Source organism: Shimia sp. NS0008-38b, assembly GCF_040370365.1.
GTDB lineage: Bacteria > Pseudomonadota > Alphaproteobacteria > Rhodobacterales > Rhodobacteraceae > Shimia.
Genome location: NZ_BAABWQ010000001.1, coordinates 761,102 through 781,113 on the forward strand (window position 1 = coordinate 761,102; position 20,012 = coordinate 781,113).

The window sequence follows — 20,012 nt, forward strand, 5'->3', positions numbered from 1 at the left end:
ACTACCCCCGTGCCGCGACGCTTGCCATGGCTCTATTTAAATCGTGAACAAGTGTCCCCGCCATCGACCGAAACGCCATGATCTGAAAGGCACAATCCTCGACGCGCGTGATCGATACCGTCATGTGTTGCAACAAAGTGCGCGCGGTATGGCCACGCTTGAACACGTTGGCGCGGACATCAACAGGAACCAAACGAGCCAACACGTCCTCCGCTTTTGCCCCTTCTAGGCGCACAATCGCCCAAGCATCACTTTGATCCACAATCATTGCCGCAGTTACCAAATTTGTAGCAGGCTTTGGCCCAAACAGCATGGCTTGTCCCTGTGCAAACCAAACCATCCGGGCTTCAGGCGTACCTATGGACTGGTTTGCTGTAGGAAAACTCAAGCCATGCTCAGCACTAAGAAGATCTCCTAACAGCGCATTTTGGCCCTTTCGCACAGAAATCAAGCTGACATGTGCCGGGGTTTCTTCCGTCAACGATACGCTACCGAGTTCCAATGGCAAAAGCCCGTGACACGGTGATTTAGATTTCAACTCAACCACGCACCCGCCCTCCTTCTGGATCATAAAACACGGGGTCACATACCTCACAAAGCGTGGAGACACGCCTCAAGTGATCCACAACAACAATGCTCTCTCCGTGACGCGCCCGTCCGTTACGCAAAAACGCCAATCCAAGGAACGTCCCAAAGTTAGGTGAAAACCCTACAGAAGTTGTATAGCCCTGTTCGTTCTCTCGCACCGGCGCGGCGTCCACCTCAAACAAATGTGCTCCAGCCGTCAGCTGTTTGACGGCACCAATTGGTTTGAGCCCCACCAACTGCTCGCGCTGTTCTCCGTGCAAACCGGGGCGCTCGCTCATGGTTTTGCCGATGCAGTCTTTCTTGTCGCTCACCATACGTTCCATGCCAATGTCGAAAGCGGTCGTGCGCCCGTGGATTTCCGAGTGGGTAATAAAGCCCTTCTCGATGCGCAAAACGTTGAGTGCTTCCATCCCATAGGCACCACCGCCCATGGCTTCTGAGCGCATGACAAGGTGCTGATACAGGCTTTCGCCATAACGACCCGGAACCGCAATCTCGTAGGCATGTTCACCACTAAAGGAAATACGGAACAGACGCCCAGAAATGCCCCCAACAGTGATCTCTCCACAGCCCATGAAGGGGAACGTCTCATTGGTGATTTTCTCTGGCACCAATTCCGAAATCAGCTCTCTGGATTTGGGACCTGCCACCGCAAATTGCGCCCATTGTTCGGTCACCGACACCAAAGACACATCAAGTTCAGGCCGCAGGCATTGATGCACATACTCCAGATGCCGCATCACAGGCCCGGCCGCTGCCGTGGTGGTGGTCATGACGAAGTGCTCTGCATCCAAACGGGCGCATGTGCCATCGTCCATAACCGTGCCATCTTCCCGCAACATTATGCCATATCGCGCACGGCCCGGCTTCAACGTGCTAAATGTGTTCACATAGACGAAATCAAGAAACGCCGCCGCATCAGCACCTTGGATATCGATCTTGCCCAGAGTGGACACATCACAAACCCCAACTGCACCGCGCACCATCATCACTTCACGATCACAACTTTGACGCCACGTGGTCTCCCCTGGTTTGGGATAATAACTCGGTCTGTACCAAAGCCCCGCCTCGATCATTGGTGCATTGGCTGCCACACTTGCCGCATGACTGGTCGTCAAACGTTCAGGTGCAAAACCTACGCCCTGCCCGCCTGCCCCCAAAGCGGCAATGCTCACTGGCACATAGGGCGGGCGAAAGGTGGTCGTCCCGGTTTCGGCAATCCCGCGACCGGTGGCGTCAGCCAACACCGCCAACGCCCCCATATTAGAGTTCTTACCCTGATCAGGCGCCATGCCTTGCGTGGTATAGCGCTTCATATGCTCCACTGAACGAAAGTTCTCTTTGACAGTCTGCTTCACATCTTTGACCGTTACATCGTTCTGGAAATCAAGCCAGGCGCGCCCTGAGCCAGCCACCGCCCACAAAGGGGTCACGCGATATGGCGCGTCCTCTGCCATCGGCACCTCAGCCGTCCCCCCCTTAAATCCAATCGACTCAAGCGCCTCGGTTGCGCGCGCCAAACCTTCTGACAAAGCGCCTTGGGTGGAAAACGTTCCGTTACACGCGCCCGCCGCCGCCAAGCCCGGCACCATGCCCTCCACAGGCACAAAGCTCTGAATGTCCTCGCGCCATTGCGGCCGACCATTCATGTGGCTGGTCAAATGCACCGTTGGGTTCCAACCACCGGACACAGCAAGACAGTCGGTCTGAATTTTTTCTTCGCCACTAACTGTTCGATAAGTGATGCTTTCCAATGCTTTTCGGCCACCCGAGTTGCATACTTCAGCACCACGAACAACGTCATAGCCGTGCCCTTCAGGCGCGTCGCACCGACTGTCCAGCACCGCGGCAACATGAACACCAGCCGCCGCCAAGTCACGCGCGGTGCGGTGACCATTGTCATTGTTGGTAAACACAGTCATTGCACGCCCCGGCGCAACCCCATAGCGATGCAAATACGTCCGCACCGCCGCGGCCCCCATAATGCCGGGCCGGTCATTGTTGCGAAAGGCGATGGGCCGTTCAATCGCGCCGGCACAAAGTATGGCGCGTTTGGCCACGATCCGCCAAAAACACTCCAGCGGCCTTCCGGCAGCTTCACGCAGATGATGGCTTACACGTTCGAGCGCGCCAAATGTGCCCTGATCGTATGCGCCTGTCACCGTTGTGCGCGGCATCATTCTCACATTGGGCAAGGCCTCAAGTTCTTTTACAACACCGCGCGCCCAAACATCGCCCGGAAGTCCGTCGATGTCGTCACTTTCGCCGTTCAGGCGCCCCCCCATGAGGCTATCTTCATCGGCCAAGATCACATCCGCACCGGCACGTCCGGCAGTCAACGCCGCCATCAGCCCTGCAGGACCCGATCCGATCACCAACACGTCGCAGAAGGCAAAAGCTTTTTCGTAGATGTCCGCATTGTGCTCACCAGACAAAGCCCCAAGACCTGCCGAACGCCTTATGACAGGTTCATAAATGCGTTCCCAAAACGCTTTGGGCCACATGAATGTCTTGTAGTAGAATCCTGCGCCCAAAAAGGCTGCGGCGTAGTCATTCAGCGACAACAGGTCGACATTAAGGTTGGGCCAGCGGTTCTGGCTGCGCACGTCTAGCCCCTCAAAGGCCTCTTGCATCGTAGCGCGCACGTTTGGTTCTTGTGCGGCCCCACGCCCAATCGTCACCAGCGCGTTGGCTTCTTCGCTGCCGGCCCCCATGACACCACGTGGACGGTGGTATTTAAACGACCGAGCCACCAGATTGATGTCATTGGCAAGAAGCGCGGAGGCCACAGTGTCTCCGGCGAACCCGCACACGTTCTGCCCATCAAACGAGAACGTCACAGGCTTACTGCGGTCTACAACACCCTTCTTGGAAATCCTCATACGCTGGCCCCCTTCACGTCAGAAGCCAACTCGGTGGCGATCACCTCATGGGTCACCGTGTTGCGCGTGACAACAATCCAAGCACCACACCCACCTTCGTGGTACCACAAATCCCGAGTTTCTCCGGCTGGGTTGTCCCGGTTATGGACATAGTCATCCCACACCAGGTCACTCGCCTCCGGGTCTGGCCGCTGCAACGCAACCGCATCCCCGACGTAATAGAACTCGCGGCGATCTCGCTCTCCGCAAATCGGACATGTAATTCTCATCGCGCGCGCCCCTAATGCAGATTGTGTTGAGAGCCGGTGCCCTCTTCATCCATGATACCGACGCCCGTCCGAAAACGATCCAGCCGGTACTTCGCAGCCGCGTCATGGTGATTGTCTGTGGCCATCAAATGCGCCATGCACCAACCCGAGGCAGGTACAGCTTTGAACCCACCATAATTCCAACCACAGTCGATAAAGAGCCCATCGATGCCCTCCATTTTATCAATGATCGGAGAGCCATCTGGTGTCATATCCATGATCCCGCCCCAGCTGCGCAGTACCTTGGCTTTGCCGATCATCGGCATCAAGGTCATGCCCGCCTCCATAACGTGCTCTTTCATCGGCAAATTGCCGCGTGACGCATATGAGGCGTAGAAATCCAAATCACCTCCAAAGACCAAACCGCCTTTGTCTGATTGGCTAATGTAGAAGTGCCCCATACCAAAGCTGACGACATGGTCGATTACTGGCTTCAAACCTTCTGTGACAAACGCCTGCAAAACATGGCTCTCGATCGGCAAACGCCGCCCTGCCATTCCAGCCACAAGGCCAGAACGTCCCGCAACCACAATGCCAACCTTTTTTGCTCGGATCGGGCCTCTGGAAGTTTGTACGCCTTTGACCACACCACCTTCAATGTCGATGCCTGTCACTTCGCAGTTTTGCACCAAATCAACACCACGATCGGACGCACCGCGCGCATACCCCCAGGCGACAGCATCATGGCGCGCCGTGCCGCCACGCGGGTGCAAAAGCCCCCCATAAATTGGGAAACGGGCCTGCTCAAAATCAAGGTACGGCAAATGTTTGCGCACCCCCTCACGATCAAGCAGAACCGCATCGTCGCCCTGATTGATCATCATATTACCACGCCGCACCGCCGCATCGCGTTGCGCATCACTGTGGAACAGGTTGATCAGACCACGTTGGGAATGCATCACATTGTAGTTCAGGTCCTGCTCAAGTCCCTCCCAAAGCTTAAGCGAATGAGAATAGAACTCGCTATTGCCCTGAAGAAAATAGTTGGCGCGCACAATTGTGGTGTTTCGACCAACATTGCCGCCCCCAAGGTAGCCTTTTTCCAAAACCGCAATATTGGTCATGCCGTGGTTCTTGGCCAAATAAAAGGCCGTCGAAAGACCATGGCCGCCGCCGCCGATGATCACCATGTCATACTCAGGCTTAGGCTGCGCGTCGCGCCAATGCGCGCCCCACCCTTTGTTGCCAGTCAGCCCCTCTGCCAGGACCTTAAGGCCAGAAAACCGCATCCACTTGTCCCCTGAAATCGTGCCGAAGGTGCGCACATGTCAGCACATCACCCCGTCCAATTCAAACGCAAATACAGCGCGAGCAGGTGGTCAATTTGCGACACGTCACGTCGCGAATGCAGTATCGACAATCATTGGAACACATTGCCCGGTTTCTGTCCGTCAAAACGCCACGGAAATAGCCATTCCCACCAAAGGCGCCGTGTCGTAGCTCTGGGATCGAACGGTGGACCCTGCGGCATTCTCAACCTCCAACCGCCCGTCGAACTCTGCCCCGGCAAACAGCGCAACATTCAATCCCGGGTGCGGGTTGTAGTTCACACTCAACACAACTGGCACGCTGCTGTCTTGCCCAACGCCACCCGGGGTTGGCCCTGTGTCCGACAAAGCAAACCGATTGTTTTCCCGGCGCGCCGATAAGGTGAGCCCCCAATCGTCGTCAAACGCGTACCGCAAAGAAAGGCCTGCGCCCTGGCTTGCTCCCAAGGTTGGGCCGGTGGTGAGACTGAGGCGATTTGAAATTTCCCAATCCAATAGAATGGCGGGAAATACATCAAAATTGTCGCCCCCAAGCCCCTCAAATGCGCCAAAGGCAGGGCCAATCGTCAACCGATCATTCACGCGCCAGCTTACCCCACCAAATAAGCCAGCCGTGCGCCCAGCACCACTGTCTGCACCTTGTTCAGCCCGGTCTCGCAGCGACGGTGCAACAAACCAACGCATACCTCGCGCATTCTCACCGGATAGGGTGAAGGACAGCGTGTTCTCACGAATCCGCACCCATGGAGCGCTCGTTTCGAAATCGTAGTTGGATTGCCCTAAGGTCGCAGACAGACCAAAATTCACCGCATCTGACCGGCGGTTCAGCCCTCCCAAACGCAAATAGGTGCGATCCGCACGAAAGGAACCACCTCCAGAGATATCCGTAGTGTCCTGATTGAGATATGCGCTCTCCAAGCGAAATATCCAGCCCTCAGGCGCCTGCGCGGATGCTTGAGAACAGATCAGTGCGGCAACGGTGGCGATAAATGTTGTACGGATCACGAGAGGTCTCTTTCTGTTTGGGTCCCGACGACTTCTACGCGCCTTCAACACAATCGGATCACCTATTGGTAGATTTCCTAGGGTGTCGCGGCACGTCGTTCTTCTTTGCTTAGAACCCGCGGGACAACAACTGGCGAACCGGTCTCATCAAACAAAGGATTCTCTTTGGACTGCCCGCGCATCAACGCACCAAAATGGCGCGCAAGAATATTAAATCCCGCCCGGTTAAACCCGAACTCTTTTAGAGGCTTAGCCCCAATAGGCGCATCTTTGGTGTGCGCCACAGCAATTGTCTTCCCAATCACCTTCTCAATCCCTCTGCCCTGCATCACCGGTACCAGAACGCCAACAAAAGCAAGCTTGTTATGCCCAAGCGTATTGAACATCGGCGTGTCACAACAGCTTGCATACCAGCGCATCAAGCCCTTTGGAGACAACCGAAAACAGGCCAAATGCTCTGCGCCCTCGGTGATTTCCAGATTGGCTGGGATGGTTTGGAAAAGATCGCTACCGCCACGCGGTAACAGTTGGTCCTGCGCGCCCAGAACATGCGCCCCTGCCTGACAGTCTTTGCAGTGACATTGTACACGTGAGCCCGTTTTGGGGCTCACGTTCTTAAGTTTCGCGCCGAACTTGCCACAGTTGCATCGCAGCTGCACGTCGGTGGTCGCCATATTTTACAGTCCTTTGGCTCTGTAACTCGCCGCGACCTTGTCAATGGACACCAGATACGCAGCCGTTCTCAAATCTTCCACGTCTGCCCGCTCGTGCCAGACATCACGCATAGACTGATAAGCGATCCGCATCGTGTCATCCAGCCCTGAGCGTACCAACTCCAGTTCACCCGCACCACGCAGATACTTCTGCTTAAAGCCATCTGTCAGAGTGTATTGGCTTCCAAGCGCTGCGCTGATCCGCTCGAGTTCGTTCACCACCAACTCATGGCGCGACTCTTCCTGACGTCTCTGCATCCGGCCAAAACGAATATGGCTCAGGTTTTTGACCCACTCGAAATAGGACACTGTGACACCACCGGCATTGGCATACATGTCAGGTATGATCACGGTGCCCTTTTTACGCAGAATTTCGTCGCCGCCCGCCGTGATAGGTCCATTCGCAGCTTCGATAATCAAAGGTGCCTTCACTCTCGCCGCATTTTCGATGTTGATCACACCCTCCAACGCTGCCGGTATCAGGATGTCACACTCTTCCTCCAGAAGGGCATCGCCGTTCTGAGAGTAGGTTGCATCCGGAAATCCGGACACACCGCCGTGTTTCTGCAGCCAATGTTGCACCGCATCCACATCGATTCCGTCAGCGTTAAACAAGCCGCCGTCCCGCTCGATGATGCCAATGATCTTGGAGCCATCCTCGTCGCTCAAAAACTTGGCGGCATGATACCCCACGTTTCCAAGACCTTGAACAATCACTCTCTTGCCATCCAGCGAGCCTTTCAGGTTGGCCTTTTCAACATCACGCGGATCTCGGAAAAACTCTCGCAGTGCGTATTGCACACCGCGACCGGTCGCCTCGACACGACCAGAGATCCCACCTGCATTCAGCGGCTTGCCGGTCACACAGGCCCGCGCGTTGATGTCAGTTGTGTTCATCCGCGCATATTGATCCGCAATCCACGCCATCTCACGCTCACCGGTGCCCATGTCAGGCGCAGGGACGTTTTGTGAAGGGTGGATCAGGTCGCGCTTTGCCAATTCGTAAGCAAACCGCCGCGTAATCTGTTCCAATTCATGTTCATCATACTTGCGTGGGTCTAGGCACAAGCCCCCCTTTGATCCGCCAAACGGGGCTTCAACCAAGGCACACTTATACGTCATCAGTGCTGCGAGAGCTTCGACTTCATCTTGGTGAACACTCGGGGCAAATCGAATACCGCCTTTAACCGGCTCCATGTGTTCGCTGTGCACAGACCGATATCCGGTGAAAGTTTGAATTTGCCCACGCAACCGAACGCCAAAACGCACAGTGTAGGTCGCGTTACAAACACGGATCTTTTCCTCCAAACCTGGCGGCAAATCCATAAGGGCCACAGCCCTGTTGAACATTAGGTCAACACTTTCGCGAAAACTCGGTTCTTTGATTGGGCTCATCTTTTTCCTCCCGACAAGCGTCAAACTGCGACTCACCGTCACATCAGCCGACTTAACAAACAGTAAGCCCACAAATTGTCGGGAGGCGACAGAAGATTCTGAGCAACACACTCGGAAGTACGTGTTGATAAATCGGAAACAGAAGCGCGCATCGAGTACGATTGTCCACAAGTCATTGTTTGGAATGTAAAAAATTTGACTTAACGCCTAACCAAATACTACTTTGCGCCTCATTTCCGCCCCATTCGATTGGGATAACTTCTACGAGGCAAACCGTCCCATTGGGAGAATTATGTGTGGTGTGCCTCATTATGAGGTGAGTGATATGACAAAGTTCTCGGCCGAAAACCGGCGCATTCGTTCTGCAAGGCTACCCGCCCGCTTGCAAGCCGGCGCATCTTGTTTCCGAAAGGATGAAGATGGGGTCATGGTAGGCTTTGCGGTCGTACTCGTCATTATGATGATCATGATTGGCGGCCTCGGCACCGACATTATGTTAGCTGAGATGAAACGCACACGTTTGCAGCACACTTTGGACCGTGCTGTCCTTGCCGCTGCAGACATGGACCAAGATCGCGCAGCAGAAGTTGTTGTCGCAGACTACTTTGACAAATCAGGCGTAGAATATGACAGCGTCTCCGCCACAGAAAGCTCCTCAGTGGTACACCGCAGAGTGAGCGCCACCGCAGAAGTGGACTTCACATTGCGTCATAGCCAGACCGGTGCGCGCTTCCGAAATCTGTGGCGCAAACACGAGGAACCACGCGAAATCATTTCGTCCTTTACTGTTGGAGCGGCTGGTACGGCGGAAGAGCGGATCGGCAACGTTGAAATTTCGCTGGTGCTCGATGTGTCCGGCTCCATGAACAGCAACAGCCGACTTTACAATCTCAAGAACGCGGCCACCGATTTTATCGACACAATGGACGACAACACCGAGGACGGCACTCTCTCTGTTTCCATCGTTCCTTATGCAACGCAAGTCTCTGCACCAAATGCACTTTTTGAACATTTGGCAGTCACCTCAGAACACAGTTACTCGAACTGCGTCGATTTCGATGTGACGGATTTCAGTTCAACTGGGATCGACCCGACAGTCTCTCTAAAACGAACTGGGCACTTTGACCCTTGGGGCGACCGCGACAACCGCGACGACGATCCTGCATACCCGCTTGGGGGCTACCAAACCAGCCAACTGGGTGATCCGGTTTGCGAAATTCACGCATCCCGCGAAATGGCTGTTCTCGAAGACGACCCGGAAGAGCTCAAAAACTACATTGCGGCCATGTGGGGAGGCGGCAATACGTCGATTGACCTAGGCATGAAGTGGGGTACCGCTTTGCTTGATCCCGACATCCGCCCTGCAATCGAAGGAATGATCGAGGATACAACGGTCAGTGAAAACTTCGCAGGCCGCCCGTTCGACCATAATTCAGGTGAGTCTCTGAAAGTCATCGTCCTGATGACCGACGGTCAGAACACGTCACAGTACTACATCCGTGATGCTTTCAAGAGCGGTGCCTCCAATGTCTGGTGGAACGAACAGGAAGAAGTTTATTCGGTCTATCTTGGTTCGGACGTAAATGATCTCGACGAAGATGACGTGACTGACGAACCGATTTTCTACTGGCCCCCCTACACCGGTTCAAGCAACGTCGACATCATCGAAGGCTACTATGATCACGCCTACGGAAATGGCGTTTACGAGGAAGAAGAAACCGACTGGGAACTCGAATGTAAATCATACTACTGGAACGGGTCTTGCCGTCGCTACCGCTGGGTCGAAGTTGTCATAGGTTCAATCACCGTTGACGAACCCGGCGTTGCCGAAGTCATCGACTACCCCGACCTTTGGGCCTACACCACGCCGCGTTGGGTGGCCGACGAGCTATATGCGCCGTTCATGGGACAGTCCTCTGCTCGCTCTTACTGGGACGATGGTGTCCAAGGGTACTATGGCACTTCAACCAAGAATTCGCGGTCCTCGTCAATCTGCGACGCTGCAAAAGATCAGGGAATTATTGTGTTCACGATTGGATTTGAGGCACCGTCAAGCGGACAGACAGTTCTCAAAGACTGCGCCAGCTCAGACAGCCACTACTTTGATGTCGATGGTCTCGAAATCAACGATGCATTTGCAACCATTGCAACCTCCATTCGTCAACTGAGGCTGACCCAATGATGCGTGGCGTATTTCAATGCCTCCGATCCTTTTTCAAGTGCGAGGACGGCACTGTAACGGTTCAGTTTGTGATCATGTTTCCGTTTTACCTTGGCCTGTTCCTGTCCTCGGTAGAGCTTGGCCTGATGACTCTGCGCTACGCCTACCTTGAGCGGGCTTTGGATGTGGTGGTGCGTGACATTCGCCTTTCCACTGGCGGGACCATCACACATGATGACATTGTAGACGCAGTGTGTGCCAACGCTGGCGTCATTCCGAACTGTTCGGAAAACATGCGTCTTGAGATGGTAACACGTGACCCGCGCAACTGGGTTGACCTGTCACAACAGTCGGTCTGCACAGATAGGTCAGAAAATGCTCAACCGGTGACAACATTCCAAAACGGTGGCCAGAACCAACTGATGGTCCTGCGAGCCTGTGCCAAAGTCGAACCCTTCTTTCCGACCTCAATGATTAGTTCCGCCGTGCATAAAGATGCCGCTGGAGACTATTCGCTTGTTGTCTTGAATTCTTTTGTTCAGGAGCCCTTCTGATCATGCCTTTGAAATCTCTCATCAAAAAAGCACGCGACTTTCGCAGAGACACCCGTGGCACGGTTGCCGTTGAGACCGTGATCATGTGGCCCGGGCTCTTTTTGGCCATGCTAGCAATGGCTGTCCTATTTGACGCCTACCGCGCCCGTTCAACAACTGACAAAGCTGCCTTTGCGATCTCTGATATGCTGTCGCGTGAAACGGCCGCTGTGACGTTTGACTATTTGGATGGCGCACGTTCGCTCTTTTCGGAGATTTCCAGCGTTCGAAGCGATCATGATCTGATCGTGTCGCTCGTAACATGGGATACGGTGAACGACACACACCGTTTAGGGTGGTCTCACAGCATCACCGAAGACGGCGCAGAGGACACGCTTGCTTGGGATAACACCGACATGATCAACATGAGCGACAATCTTCCAACGCTGGTAGACGGTGAGAGCATTGTGGTGGTTCAAACCAACAGCACCTTTGTTCCGCCAACAATTTTACGACGTTGGTGGGGCGACAATTGGGATGGGGTTGCATTAAACACACTGGTGTTTAGCAGACCCCGGTTTGTCTCAAATCTGGCGTGGAGTGATGCCTAGTCTCTTAGAGATTTAGAGATCAACAGCACCCTGCTCCGCCAAAAGCGCATCAAGAATTTGCGCCGCGGACTTTGCTTGAGATCCGGGTGTCACTCCCCCAATGCCTACCCGACGCCCCATTGCCCACCAAAGTCCCGGTAGCCATCTGCGCGACCGGGGCCTTTTTAGGATCACCGTAAACCCATTTGACGGTTTGAGGTCAAACATGCCCCGCTTTATCGCTGCAATATCCTCCAGAGATGCAATGATTTCGCCAGAGCTTGAGGCAAGACCTGCACGGGTCAGCTGAATATGTTGTTCCGTCGCACGACGCGTCTTCTCAGCAAGAAGCAGAACCAAGACGCCCATCACCACCAAAAACACCTGCCATAAAAACGCGGGCGACGTAGACAACCCCAAATACAACAGCAGCCCCCCCAACGATGCCAAAGTAGCAATACCAAACACCCGCCGAGGCCCGGTAGCTGTTATTGTCGCTAGGATCTCTGTTGGTTCTGAGATGGTTTCTGGGGACTGTGTCATATCGGTGCGTTTGAACCTTGTTAGTAGGGCATAGGAAAAGCACGATGAGCTGCATCGATATCCGTCTGGATTTCTTTGCTCAGCGACACGTCGATCCCCTTTAGAAGATGGTCCAACTGATCTACCGTGGTGGCTCCAAAAATGGAAGAACACATAAACGGGCGCTGTACGGTGAATGCCATCGCCATATGCACTGGGTCGATCCCGTGTTTGGCGGCAATATCCAGATACGCCTGCACCGCATCAAAAACATGGTTGCCGGCGATTCTTCCTCCCAGATTTCCGTTGATGTCCTTGCGCGATCCCTTTGGCGTCTGATCGTTTTGGTATTTGCCAGTCAAAAGCCCGGCAGCCAGCGGTGAAAACGCCAAAAGTCCCACATCTTCATTGTGACTTAGCTCCGCAAGGTCCGTATCGAACAGACGACACATCAAAGAGTATTCGTTCTGGATCGAGGCCATGCGCGGCAAGCCTTTGTCTTCCGAGAGCCGTAGCCATTGCGACGTACCCCAAGCGCTTTCATTGGAAAGACCAATGGCGCCAATGGTGCCACGATCAATTTCTTTCTGCAGCGCCTCCAGTACATCCTCTAGGTCTGCCAACGTCTCCGCTTTGTTCTGCGAGGACGGATCAAATGTCCAGTTTTGGCGGAACATGTAAGAGCCGCGGTTCGGCCAGTGCAACTGGTACAGGTCGATATGATCGGTCTGTAGCCTTTTGAGAGAGCCTTCCACGGCACCCGACACAGTTTGGGAAGAGATGTCCGCGCCATCGCGAATGTATTTGACGCCAGTACCCCCGTGTTTTGTCGCCAAAATCCAATCTTTTCGGCGTCCTGTTTTGGCAAACCATGTGCCCAGGATTTCTTCAGTGCGACCCTGTGTTTCCGGGCTCATGGGATTGACGGGGTAGAGCTCCGCTGCGTCAATAAAATTGATGCCGTGCTCCAATGCCATGTCCATCTGTGTGTGGGCGTCAGCCTCGTTTGTCTGAGTGCCAAACGTCATTGTGCCAAGGCAATACTCAGACACGTTAAGACCGGTGCGGCCCAAAGGGTTCATTTTCATAAGATTTGTCCTGTTGGAATTCGCTTTGACGCAAAGTTAAGCTTTATCGGAGGCGCCGCAAGTGCCCTCGGGGCCAAAAATGTGCGGCCCCCGGCCCCAAGGTGTTTTGAACCAGAAACAAGCGCTATTCGCGCGAAGCGCGTTCATGAAAAATAAATCCGAGAAAGTTGAGCAAGATCTGCGCTGCCAGTATGGCTGTGGAACCTGTCTGATCGTAGTCTGGCGCAACTTCGACTAGATCAATGCCGATGACTTCGTTGCGCTGCGCAAGCGCCTGAAGCATCTCGAGAACATCGTAGTAGAGAAACCCGCCATGGCTGGGCGTTCCTGTACCCGGTGCAATAGAGGGGCAAAATGCATCGATATCGATGGTGACATAGACGCGCGCCTCTTTTGGGATACGGTCGATGACGCCTTTGGGGCCAAGTTTTCTTGCCTGTCGGACGCTGAATATCTCGCTCCCCATGGCGCGCGCATCCTCGTATCCTTCGCGTGCGGTGGAACTGACGTTGCGAATACCAACCTGTGTCAGACCGGTGACGTAGGGCTTTTCCGCCGCTCGCCGCATCGGGTTGCCATGGCCATGCCGAACCCCATGGCGTTCATCGACAAAGTCCAAATGCGCGTCAATTTGCAGGATGTGGATGTCGCCTTGATCGTCAAAGGCGTTGATGCAGGGAATGTTGATCGAATGATCGCCGCCAATCGTGACTGGCAGTGCCCCTGCAGCCAAGGCTGCGCGAACGCCGGTTTCGATGTTCGCATGGCTTTTGGCGGTGTCGGTGTGCACGATATCTGCATCACCCATGTCCACGATCCGGACGTTTTCGGGCAGATAAGTGGCATCATCCTCATGATCGTAAGCCCCGGCGTGCCCAAAACTAAACAGAGTCGACGCCTCCCGCACCGCGCGCGGACCAAACCGCGCACCACTCCGCCACTGAGTGCCAAAGTCAAACGGCGCGCCCAATACGGCCACATCGGCTTCCAGTGCCCCCCAGTTCGCCTCGTAGTGTCGCTTGGCAAAGGTTGCGATGCCTACAAAAGGCAAATCCAACCGACCTTTGTCATATCCGTGATCTGCCACTGTGTTCTCCCGACCTGCTTTACACCGCGCGACGGTGCCGTGATTTTTGCGTCTCGTAAAGGGTTTGCATGCACTGGAGGCGAAAGCATTGGATCGCAAAAGGGCGCGTCCCTAGACGCGCCCTTTTGTTTAAGTGTTCATTTGCGGCCTTTATACAAACCGCTTAAGCAGTCCATTCCCATGGGCGCACAAAATCTCCCAACACTTGTCCGACATCCTCGTCCACGACCTCACCGGTTGCCTTCAACTGAGCAACAAGACCTCGTTTCTTGTCATCCAATACATGGTCCACATGCGCCGACACTCCGGCCTTCTGTAGGGCTGCATCATAAATACGCGTGATCGCGGCTTTGCGAAGGTCCGGTTTAAAGATTTTGCCCACTGCGGTTTTTGGCAGTTCTGGCATGATCTCAACATACTTCGGATGTGCCGCACGCTCATGAACATGCACTTTTGCGTGGTCCATGAGCTCTTCAGTGGTAACGCTCGCACCTTCCACCAACTCGACATAGACACAAGGCACCTCGCCCGAATGTGCATCTGGCTGCCCAATGGCCCCGGCAAATGCAACATCGTGATGCGCCAACAGCGCTTCTTCGATCTCCGCAGGGTCAATGTTGTGACCACCTCGAATGATCAGGTCTTTGGCGCGCCCTGTGATCCACAGATATCCATCTTCGTCAACGCGGCCCAAATCTCCCGTGCGTAGATATTTCTCATGAAAGTAGAGGTCCACATTTTTGTCAGCTTCTGTGTACGTATTACCCGCAAAAACCCCCGGGTTTGAGATGCAGATTTCTCCAACATCATCGGTAGCACACTCCTGCGGGCCCTCCGGTGAATTCTTAAATATGCGCACATCAGTATAAGGGAATGGCACACCAACGGAGCCCACCTTTTTTGCGCCCGTTGGAGGGTTGCAAGACACAAGGCAGGTCGCTTCGGTTAAGCCATAGCCCTCAACAATATCCACACCACAAGTGCTTTCAAACCGTTTGAAGAGTTCCATAGGCATAGGCGCCGAACCAGAAAATGCAGTTTTTACTGACGAAATATCTGCATCAACCGGGCGCTGCATCAACGCAGAAACCGCCGTCGGCACTGTAATGATAAAGGAGATTTTCCAGCGTTCAATCAGCTTCCAGAAGTTGTCAAAAACGCCGTCGCCGCGATACCCTTGCGGTGTTGGGAACACAACATGCGCGCCGGAGCTGATAGCCGCCTGCATGATCACATGCACCGCAAAAACATGGAACAGCGGCAGAGGACACATGATGTTGTCCTCTTCGGTGAACAGCAGCGTATCGCCAATCCAACCGTTGTAAATCATGCCGGAATACAGGTGCTGCGCAACCTTTGGCATGCCAGTGGTGCCACCTGTGTGGAAGTAGGCGCCTACGCGGTCACCTTTGCTGTCTTCAAACTGCAATGTGGCGCTGTGTTTCGCCAGCTCCTTATTGAAGTCTTTGAAATCCACGTGATGCGGACCGCTCACCTTCGGTCGGATCAGCGGCACAATCCAGCTTTTCGGCGGCGTCAGATATTTGTTGAGATCAATTTCAAGGACGGTGTGCACATGCGGCGCATGGCGCACAGCCTCGGCCACCTTTTGCGCGACATCCGTTTTGGGAAACCCTTTGAGGGTAACCACAACTTTGGCATCGGTTTCACGTAAGATCGCGCCAATCTGCTCAGGTTCAAGCAACGGGTTGATCGGGTTTGCAATCCCGGCAACCATGCCGCCCAACAACGTGATCAACGTCTCGTTACAATTGGGAAGCACATAGGCAATGGTGTCTTTTTCGCCAATGCCCAGATCGCGGAACAGATTTGCCGCTTGCGCGGTCTTTGCGTGCAGCTCAGCCCACGTCAGAGTTTCTGCTTTATCCTTTGGGCCAGAAAAAATCTGATAGCTTACCGCGGGACGTTCAGGGAACTTGTCCTTTGTCCGCGTCAACATTTCAAAAATGGTAACCGGCAGGTCCCGATCGGCCCATGCCTGTTCGTTTTCAATGGCCTTAAGATCTGCCAAAGTCTGAAAGCTCATAGTAGTCCTCCCCCAATTGCCGGCCTGCTCCACCTCTGCAAGCGCGTGCCAGTCGTATTACGTCACGTTGGCCCCTAAAAACACTGCGCGCTGCATCCGAGGCCAGCCGGACCTTAGGTCAACCATACTCGAAACGTTACGTCAAACTACCCTTCAAAGGTTGAATGGTCGTGCAAAAACCACCCACGCGCGCATCTCTACTGCGGCTGGGAGCGCACTCTTTTACGTTGTCCCAGCCGTAAATTGCAGCCGTGCAAGCTTGGCGTACAAACCACCTTCTTGGACCAATGCGTCATGCTTACCCTGCGCCACGATACGCCCATTTTCCATCACGACAATCCGGTCCGCTTTCTTCACCGTCGCCAGTCGATGCGCCACAATGATCGTGGTGCGATCTTGTGCCAACTCATCAACCGCCGCTTGCACCAAACGTTCGCTTTCGGCATCCAAAGCAGAGGTCGCCTCATCCAAGAGCAACACAGGGGCATCTCGCAATATGGCGCGCGCAATAGCAATGCGCTGCTTTTGGCCACCAGATAGCATCACACCGCGCTCCCCAAGGGGGCTCTCGTATCCGTCCGGTAAGCCGACGATAAACTCATGTGCAGCGGCAGCTTTGGCCGCGCGTTCCACTTCATCATCGGTTGCGTCCAAACGACCAAAACGGATGTTTTCACGTGCGCTGTCAGCAAAGATCACCGGATCTTGGGGAACCAACGCAATGTGCTTGCGGAAATCGTCCCGCTTCGCTTCCGTTAAGGCAACGCCATCAAATTCCACGCGCCCCTCTGAAGGATCATAAAATCGCTGAATCATCTGAACAATTGTGGTTTTGCCTGCACCAGACGGCCCGACCAATGCCACGGTTTCCCCCGGCTGAATGATCAACGAGACATCCTCCAACGCCGACACATTGGGGCGCGATGGATATTGAAAAGAGACCTCGTTGAAGCTGATTTCACCCCGCACCGGCGCGCGAAGCACTTTTGGTTTGGCGGGATCGTTCACTGTGTCTTTCGCATACAGCAGCTCGACCAAACGTTCGGTTGCACCCGCAGCCCGCTGTAGTTCGCTCCAGATTTCAGACAGCGCGCCAACAGCGCCAGCAACCATAACCGAGTAGATCACAAACTGCACCAACACGCCGACACTCATGCCACCAGCGCGCACATCGCGCGCGCCCATCCACAACACAACCACCACCCCTGTGAAGATCAGGAATATCACAATCATTGTGAGCAATGCGCGTGTGTTGATACGGCGCAACGCCGCAGTCAGCGACAAGTCAGTGACACGGTTGAAGTTTTCACGCGAACGCGCCTCATGGGTGAAGGCCTGCACGGTCTGAACTGAAAGCAGAGCTTCTGAGGCATTCCCCGAACTCTCCGCAATCCAATCCTGATTTTCGCGGCTCAGCACACGCAAACGCCGACCCAAAACCATGATTGGCACAATCACCATTGGCACCACCAACAACACCATCAATGTCAGCTTGGTTGACGTGTATAACATCAACACCAACCCACCAACGAACAATAGCATGTTGCGCAATGCGATCGAGATTGACGAGCCAATCACCGATTGGATCACCGTGGTATCCGTGGTGATCCGGCTCAGCACTTCGCCCGTCATCAGGTTCTCAAAAAACGCAGGGCTCATATTAATCACGCGGGCAAAAACCGCCTTGCGGATGTCAATAACCACCAGCTCTCCCAAACGGGTCACCAGCAAATAGCGGAGCGCAGTACCAACGGCAAGCATCGCGGCAAACCCTAATGCAGCAAGGAAATATTGGTCGAGAAGCGCATCGCTTTGCGTGCCAAAATTGTCCACGACACGACGCACCGCGACAGGCAACATCAACGATACAGACGCCGTCAGTGTCAGCGCGCAAAGGGCCAAAAACATATGAAACCGATAAGGGCGCAAAAACGGTTGCAGGCCGCGCAACGCGCCCATGTTCTTGCTCTTCTCACGATCTTGTTCGTTTTCTGTGCGCTGTGGCTGTCTGGCCATATTCCGGTCCTTGACTGAGTACCTGAGCGTTAGTGAACCCAGCGCGCAAAAGGGTCAAGCCGTGATGGGCGCAGAACCCATCTACATGCGTCAAAAGGCGCGAGAGCGCCGGTATGAATCACAAATACATTTAGAGAATTTGACCTTGGAGCGGGTAGCGGGAATCGAACCCGCACCTTAAGCTTGGAAGGCTCTTATGATACCATTTCACCATACCCGCCCGAGGTTTGGTTGATGTATTTCAGCCGTCAAAGGAGGTCAAGAGCCTGAACTCGACATTGCTGAGAAAAGCGCGTTTTTTCTGTGAACTGCCGACAGCACCGTTGACTAGAGCCACAACCAATCAATCACGGACAGAAGCAAAAACACGGGCACGGATATGGCCGTTGCACATAGCAACGCTGCTGCCTTAGTCCATTTGGCACTTGGCGCTTGCTGGCCATATACTGCGGATTGATTTGAATTTCTCATGATTTGATTAACCATGAATTAGGTTTCCGATGCGTTAATGAAACCATGTTGGATGCAAACTTCCCCCTCCCCACCAAACCACTGCACCAAAGCCGTGAATGTGCGCAAGCGCTTGATCTTGTAGCTGCCGACACCACAACTTTGGCAGACGGCACATTGGTTGTACGTCGCACTCTGGCAAAGATGCCGGTGGCGATGCTGCCGCGTGCGCAGATTCCGCAAAACTTCCTGAAAGACAGCATCAAAGCTGCAGGTCTTCAAAGGACCGTTTTGGCGATCACCCCCGATCACCCTGCTCCGTGGTTGGCGAACTTGGGGGCCGTGGCCGTCATGAGCCCAGTTCACGTGGCCACACTCGACCTCATGGGGGACATGCGTGCCAGGATGCATCAAAAATGGCGCAATCGTTTGCGCTTCGCCGAACGTCAAAACCTCCGGATCACGCGCCAGAACCTGCCCAGCAAGCCCAACAACTGGCTGCTGCTACAGGATCAAAGGCAACAAGGCGCGCGTGGCTACTCCGCGTGGTCAGAGGCGCTCACTTTAGCTTACGCAAAAGCCAATCGCGGTAGCGCAAAACTCTTCACCGCCTTTGATGGAAAAACACCGGTCGCCGCCATGCTGTTTTTGCGCCACGGCGACAGTGCCACTTACCATGTAGGTCACGCCACCGACGAAGGGCGTGCGTGCTCCGCACACAACTTGCTCTTGTGGGAAGGCATGAACTGGCTGGCGTCCAAAGGCGTCACGTCACTGGAGCTGGGACAGGTCAACACCGATAGGACTCCCGGTCTTGCCCGCTTCAAGCTGGGCGCAGGTGCCACATTGCGCCCTCTCGGCGGCACTTGGATTTGGTGGCCACCTTTGGGAAGAACGCTCTCCCCCCTCAAACTTCTGGATCGAAAGCTGATGCGCGCATCCTAGCCTTTAAGGATGCGCGATATGGGCGGTGGCCTCAATTTCAAGCAACGCTTCGTCCTCCAGCAAATCCGCAACAACCACCAAAGACATCGCAGGAAAATGGCGCCCCATCACCAAACGATAGGCCGCGCCGATTTCTTCTTGATGCGCCATGTAGTCCGCTTTGCTTTTGACAAACCACGTCAACCGCGCCAGATCGTCGACCTGGCCCCCAGCAGCCTCAACAATGGCTTTGATGTTTTGAAGAACCTGCGTCATCTGGCCGATAAAGTCGTGGCTTTCAAACACCTTCTGTTCATTCCAGCCGATTTGTCCACCGATGTGCAACGTGCCATCCTCTGACAACATGCCATTGGCATACCCAAGCGCTGGCGCCCAGCCTTCAGGGTGTATCGTTCTCAAACCCATATTTTTCGC

At 54.4% G+C, this 20,012-nt stretch carries 17 protein-coding genes and 1 tRNA gene; 4 read left to right on the top strand and 14 right to left on the bottom strand.

Annotated features, from left to right (window positions below; translation table 11 throughout):
- Nucleotide 1 precedes the first annotated feature (1 nt).
- From ABWV47_RS03730 to ABWV47_RS03760, 7 genes are all read right to left on the bottom strand, one after another.
- The gene (locus tag ABWV47_RS03730) at nt 2–547 is read right to left on the bottom strand and encodes a sarcosine oxidase subunit gamma (protein ID WP_353308498.1); all 546 of its coding nucleotides are present in this window, start codon (nt 545–547) and stop codon (nt 2–4) included.
- Nucleotides 540–3,470: a sarcosine oxidase subunit alpha family protein gene (locus tag ABWV47_RS03735; RefSeq protein ID WP_353308499.1), complete on the bottom strand. Its 2,931-nt coding sequence runs from the start codon at nt 3,468–3,470 to the stop codon at nt 540–542. The genes ABWV47_RS03730 and ABWV47_RS03735 overlap by 8 nt, the downstream gene beginning before the upstream one ends.
- On the bottom strand, nt 3,467–3,739 hold the full coding sequence (locus tag ABWV47_RS03740) for a sarcosine oxidase subunit delta (RefSeq protein WP_353308500.1): 273 nt from the start codon (nt 3,737–3,739) through the stop codon (nt 3,467–3,469). The genes ABWV47_RS03735 and ABWV47_RS03740 overlap by 4 nt, the downstream gene beginning before the upstream one ends.
- 11 nt (nt 3,740–3,750) lie before the next feature.
- A complete protein-coding gene (locus ABWV47_RS03745; protein WP_353308501.1) occupies nt 3,751–5,007 on the bottom strand; it encodes a sarcosine oxidase subunit beta family protein in 1,257 nt (418 codons plus the stop codon).
- A gap of 162 nt (nt 5,008–5,169) precedes the next feature.
- Nucleotides 5,170–6,051 (bottom strand): porin family protein, encoded by an 882-nt coding sequence (locus ABWV47_RS03750; protein WP_353308502.1) that lies wholly within the window; start codon nt 6,049–6,051, stop codon nt 5,170–5,172.
- Between the two features lie 77 nt (nt 6,052–6,128).
- Nucleotides 6,129–6,725, bottom strand: a complete 597-nt coding sequence (locus tag ABWV47_RS03755) for a DUF6151 family protein (RefSeq protein ID WP_353308503.1) — start codon at nt 6,723–6,725, stop codon at nt 6,129–6,131.
- 3 nt (nt 6,726–6,728) lie between these two features.
- Nucleotides 6,729–8,159 (bottom strand): Glu/Leu/Phe/Val family dehydrogenase, encoded by a 1,431-nt coding sequence (locus ABWV47_RS03760; RefSeq protein WP_353308504.1) that lies wholly within the window; start codon nt 8,157–8,159, stop codon nt 6,729–6,731.
- 325 nt (nt 8,160–8,484) lie between these two features.
- Between ABWV47_RS03760 and ABWV47_RS03765 the strand changes: the two genes are divergently transcribed.
- From ABWV47_RS03765 to ABWV47_RS03775, 3 genes are read left to right on the top strand one after another with little or no spacing between them, the layout of a single operon-like run.
- Nucleotides 8,485–10,341, top strand: coding sequence for a pilus assembly protein TadG-related protein (locus tag ABWV47_RS03765; RefSeq protein ID WP_353308505.1), 1,857 nt, complete (start codon nt 8,485–8,487; stop codon nt 10,339–10,341).
- Nucleotides 10,338–10,874 (top strand): TadE/TadG family type IV pilus assembly protein, encoded by a 537-nt coding sequence (locus tag ABWV47_RS03770; RefSeq protein ID WP_353308506.1) that lies wholly within the window; start codon nt 10,338–10,340, stop codon nt 10,872–10,874. The genes ABWV47_RS03765 and ABWV47_RS03770 overlap by 4 nt, the downstream gene beginning before the upstream one ends.
- Before the next feature lie 2 nt (nt 10,875–10,876).
- Nucleotides 10,877–11,464 carry a TadE/TadG family type IV pilus assembly protein gene (locus tag ABWV47_RS03775; protein ID WP_353308507.1) on the top strand — a complete coding sequence of 196 codons (588 nt, stop codon included), beginning with the start codon at nt 10,877–10,879 and terminating at the stop codon, nt 11,462–11,464.
- A 12-nt stretch (nt 11,465–11,476) separates the two neighbouring features.
- On the opposite strand, the gene ABWV47_RS03780 is transcribed toward ABWV47_RS03775, so the two are convergent.
- The 6 genes from ABWV47_RS03780 to ABWV47_RS03805 all read right to left on the bottom strand — a co-directional run bounded on the left by ABWV47_RS03780 (nt 11,477) and on the right by ABWV47_RS03805 (nt 18,423).
- Nucleotides 11,477–11,986 (bottom strand): hypothetical protein, encoded by a 510-nt coding sequence (locus ABWV47_RS03780; RefSeq protein ID WP_353308509.1) that lies wholly within the window; start codon nt 11,984–11,986, stop codon nt 11,477–11,479.
- A gap of 20 nt (nt 11,987–12,006) precedes the next feature.
- On the bottom strand, nt 12,007–13,053 hold the full coding sequence (locus ABWV47_RS03785) for an aldo/keto reductase (RefSeq protein WP_353308510.1): 1,047 nt from the start codon (nt 13,051–13,053) through the stop codon (nt 12,007–12,009).
- 124 nt (nt 13,054–13,177) lie between these two features.
- Nucleotides 13,178–14,140, bottom strand: a complete 963-nt coding sequence (speB, locus tag ABWV47_RS03790; protein ID WP_353308512.1) for an agmatinase — start codon at nt 14,138–14,140, stop codon at nt 13,178–13,180.
- Between the two features lie 163 nt (nt 14,141–14,303).
- Nucleotides 14,304–16,187, bottom strand: coding sequence for an acyl-CoA synthetase (locus ABWV47_RS03795; RefSeq protein WP_353308513.1), 1,884 nt, complete (start codon nt 16,185–16,187; stop codon nt 14,304–14,306).
- Nucleotides 16,188–16,409: 222 nt separating this feature from the next.
- Nucleotides 16,410–18,203: an ABC transporter transmembrane domain-containing protein gene (locus ABWV47_RS03800; protein ID WP_353308515.1), complete on the bottom strand. Its 1,794-nt coding sequence runs from the start codon at nt 18,201–18,203 to the stop codon at nt 16,410–16,412.
- A 146-nt stretch (nt 18,204–18,349) separates the two neighbouring features.
- Nucleotides 18,350–18,423 (bottom strand) — tRNA-Gly (locus tag ABWV47_RS03805).
- 296 nt (nt 18,424–18,719) lie between these two features.
- Between ABWV47_RS03805 and ABWV47_RS03810 the strand changes: the two genes are divergently transcribed.
- A complete protein-coding gene (locus tag ABWV47_RS03810) occupies nt 18,720–19,598 on the top strand; it encodes a GNAT family N-acetyltransferase (RefSeq protein ID WP_353308517.1) in 879 nt (292 codons plus the stop codon).
- Nucleotides 19,599–19,601: 3 nt separating this feature from the next.
- Here ABWV47_RS03810 and ABWV47_RS03815 read toward each other — a convergent pair whose 3' ends face one another.
- Nucleotides 19,602–20,003 (bottom strand): RidA family protein, encoded by a 402-nt coding sequence (locus ABWV47_RS03815; protein ID WP_353308518.1) that lies wholly within the window; start codon nt 20,001–20,003, stop codon nt 19,602–19,604.
- Nucleotides 20,004–20,012: the final 9 nt, after the last annotated feature.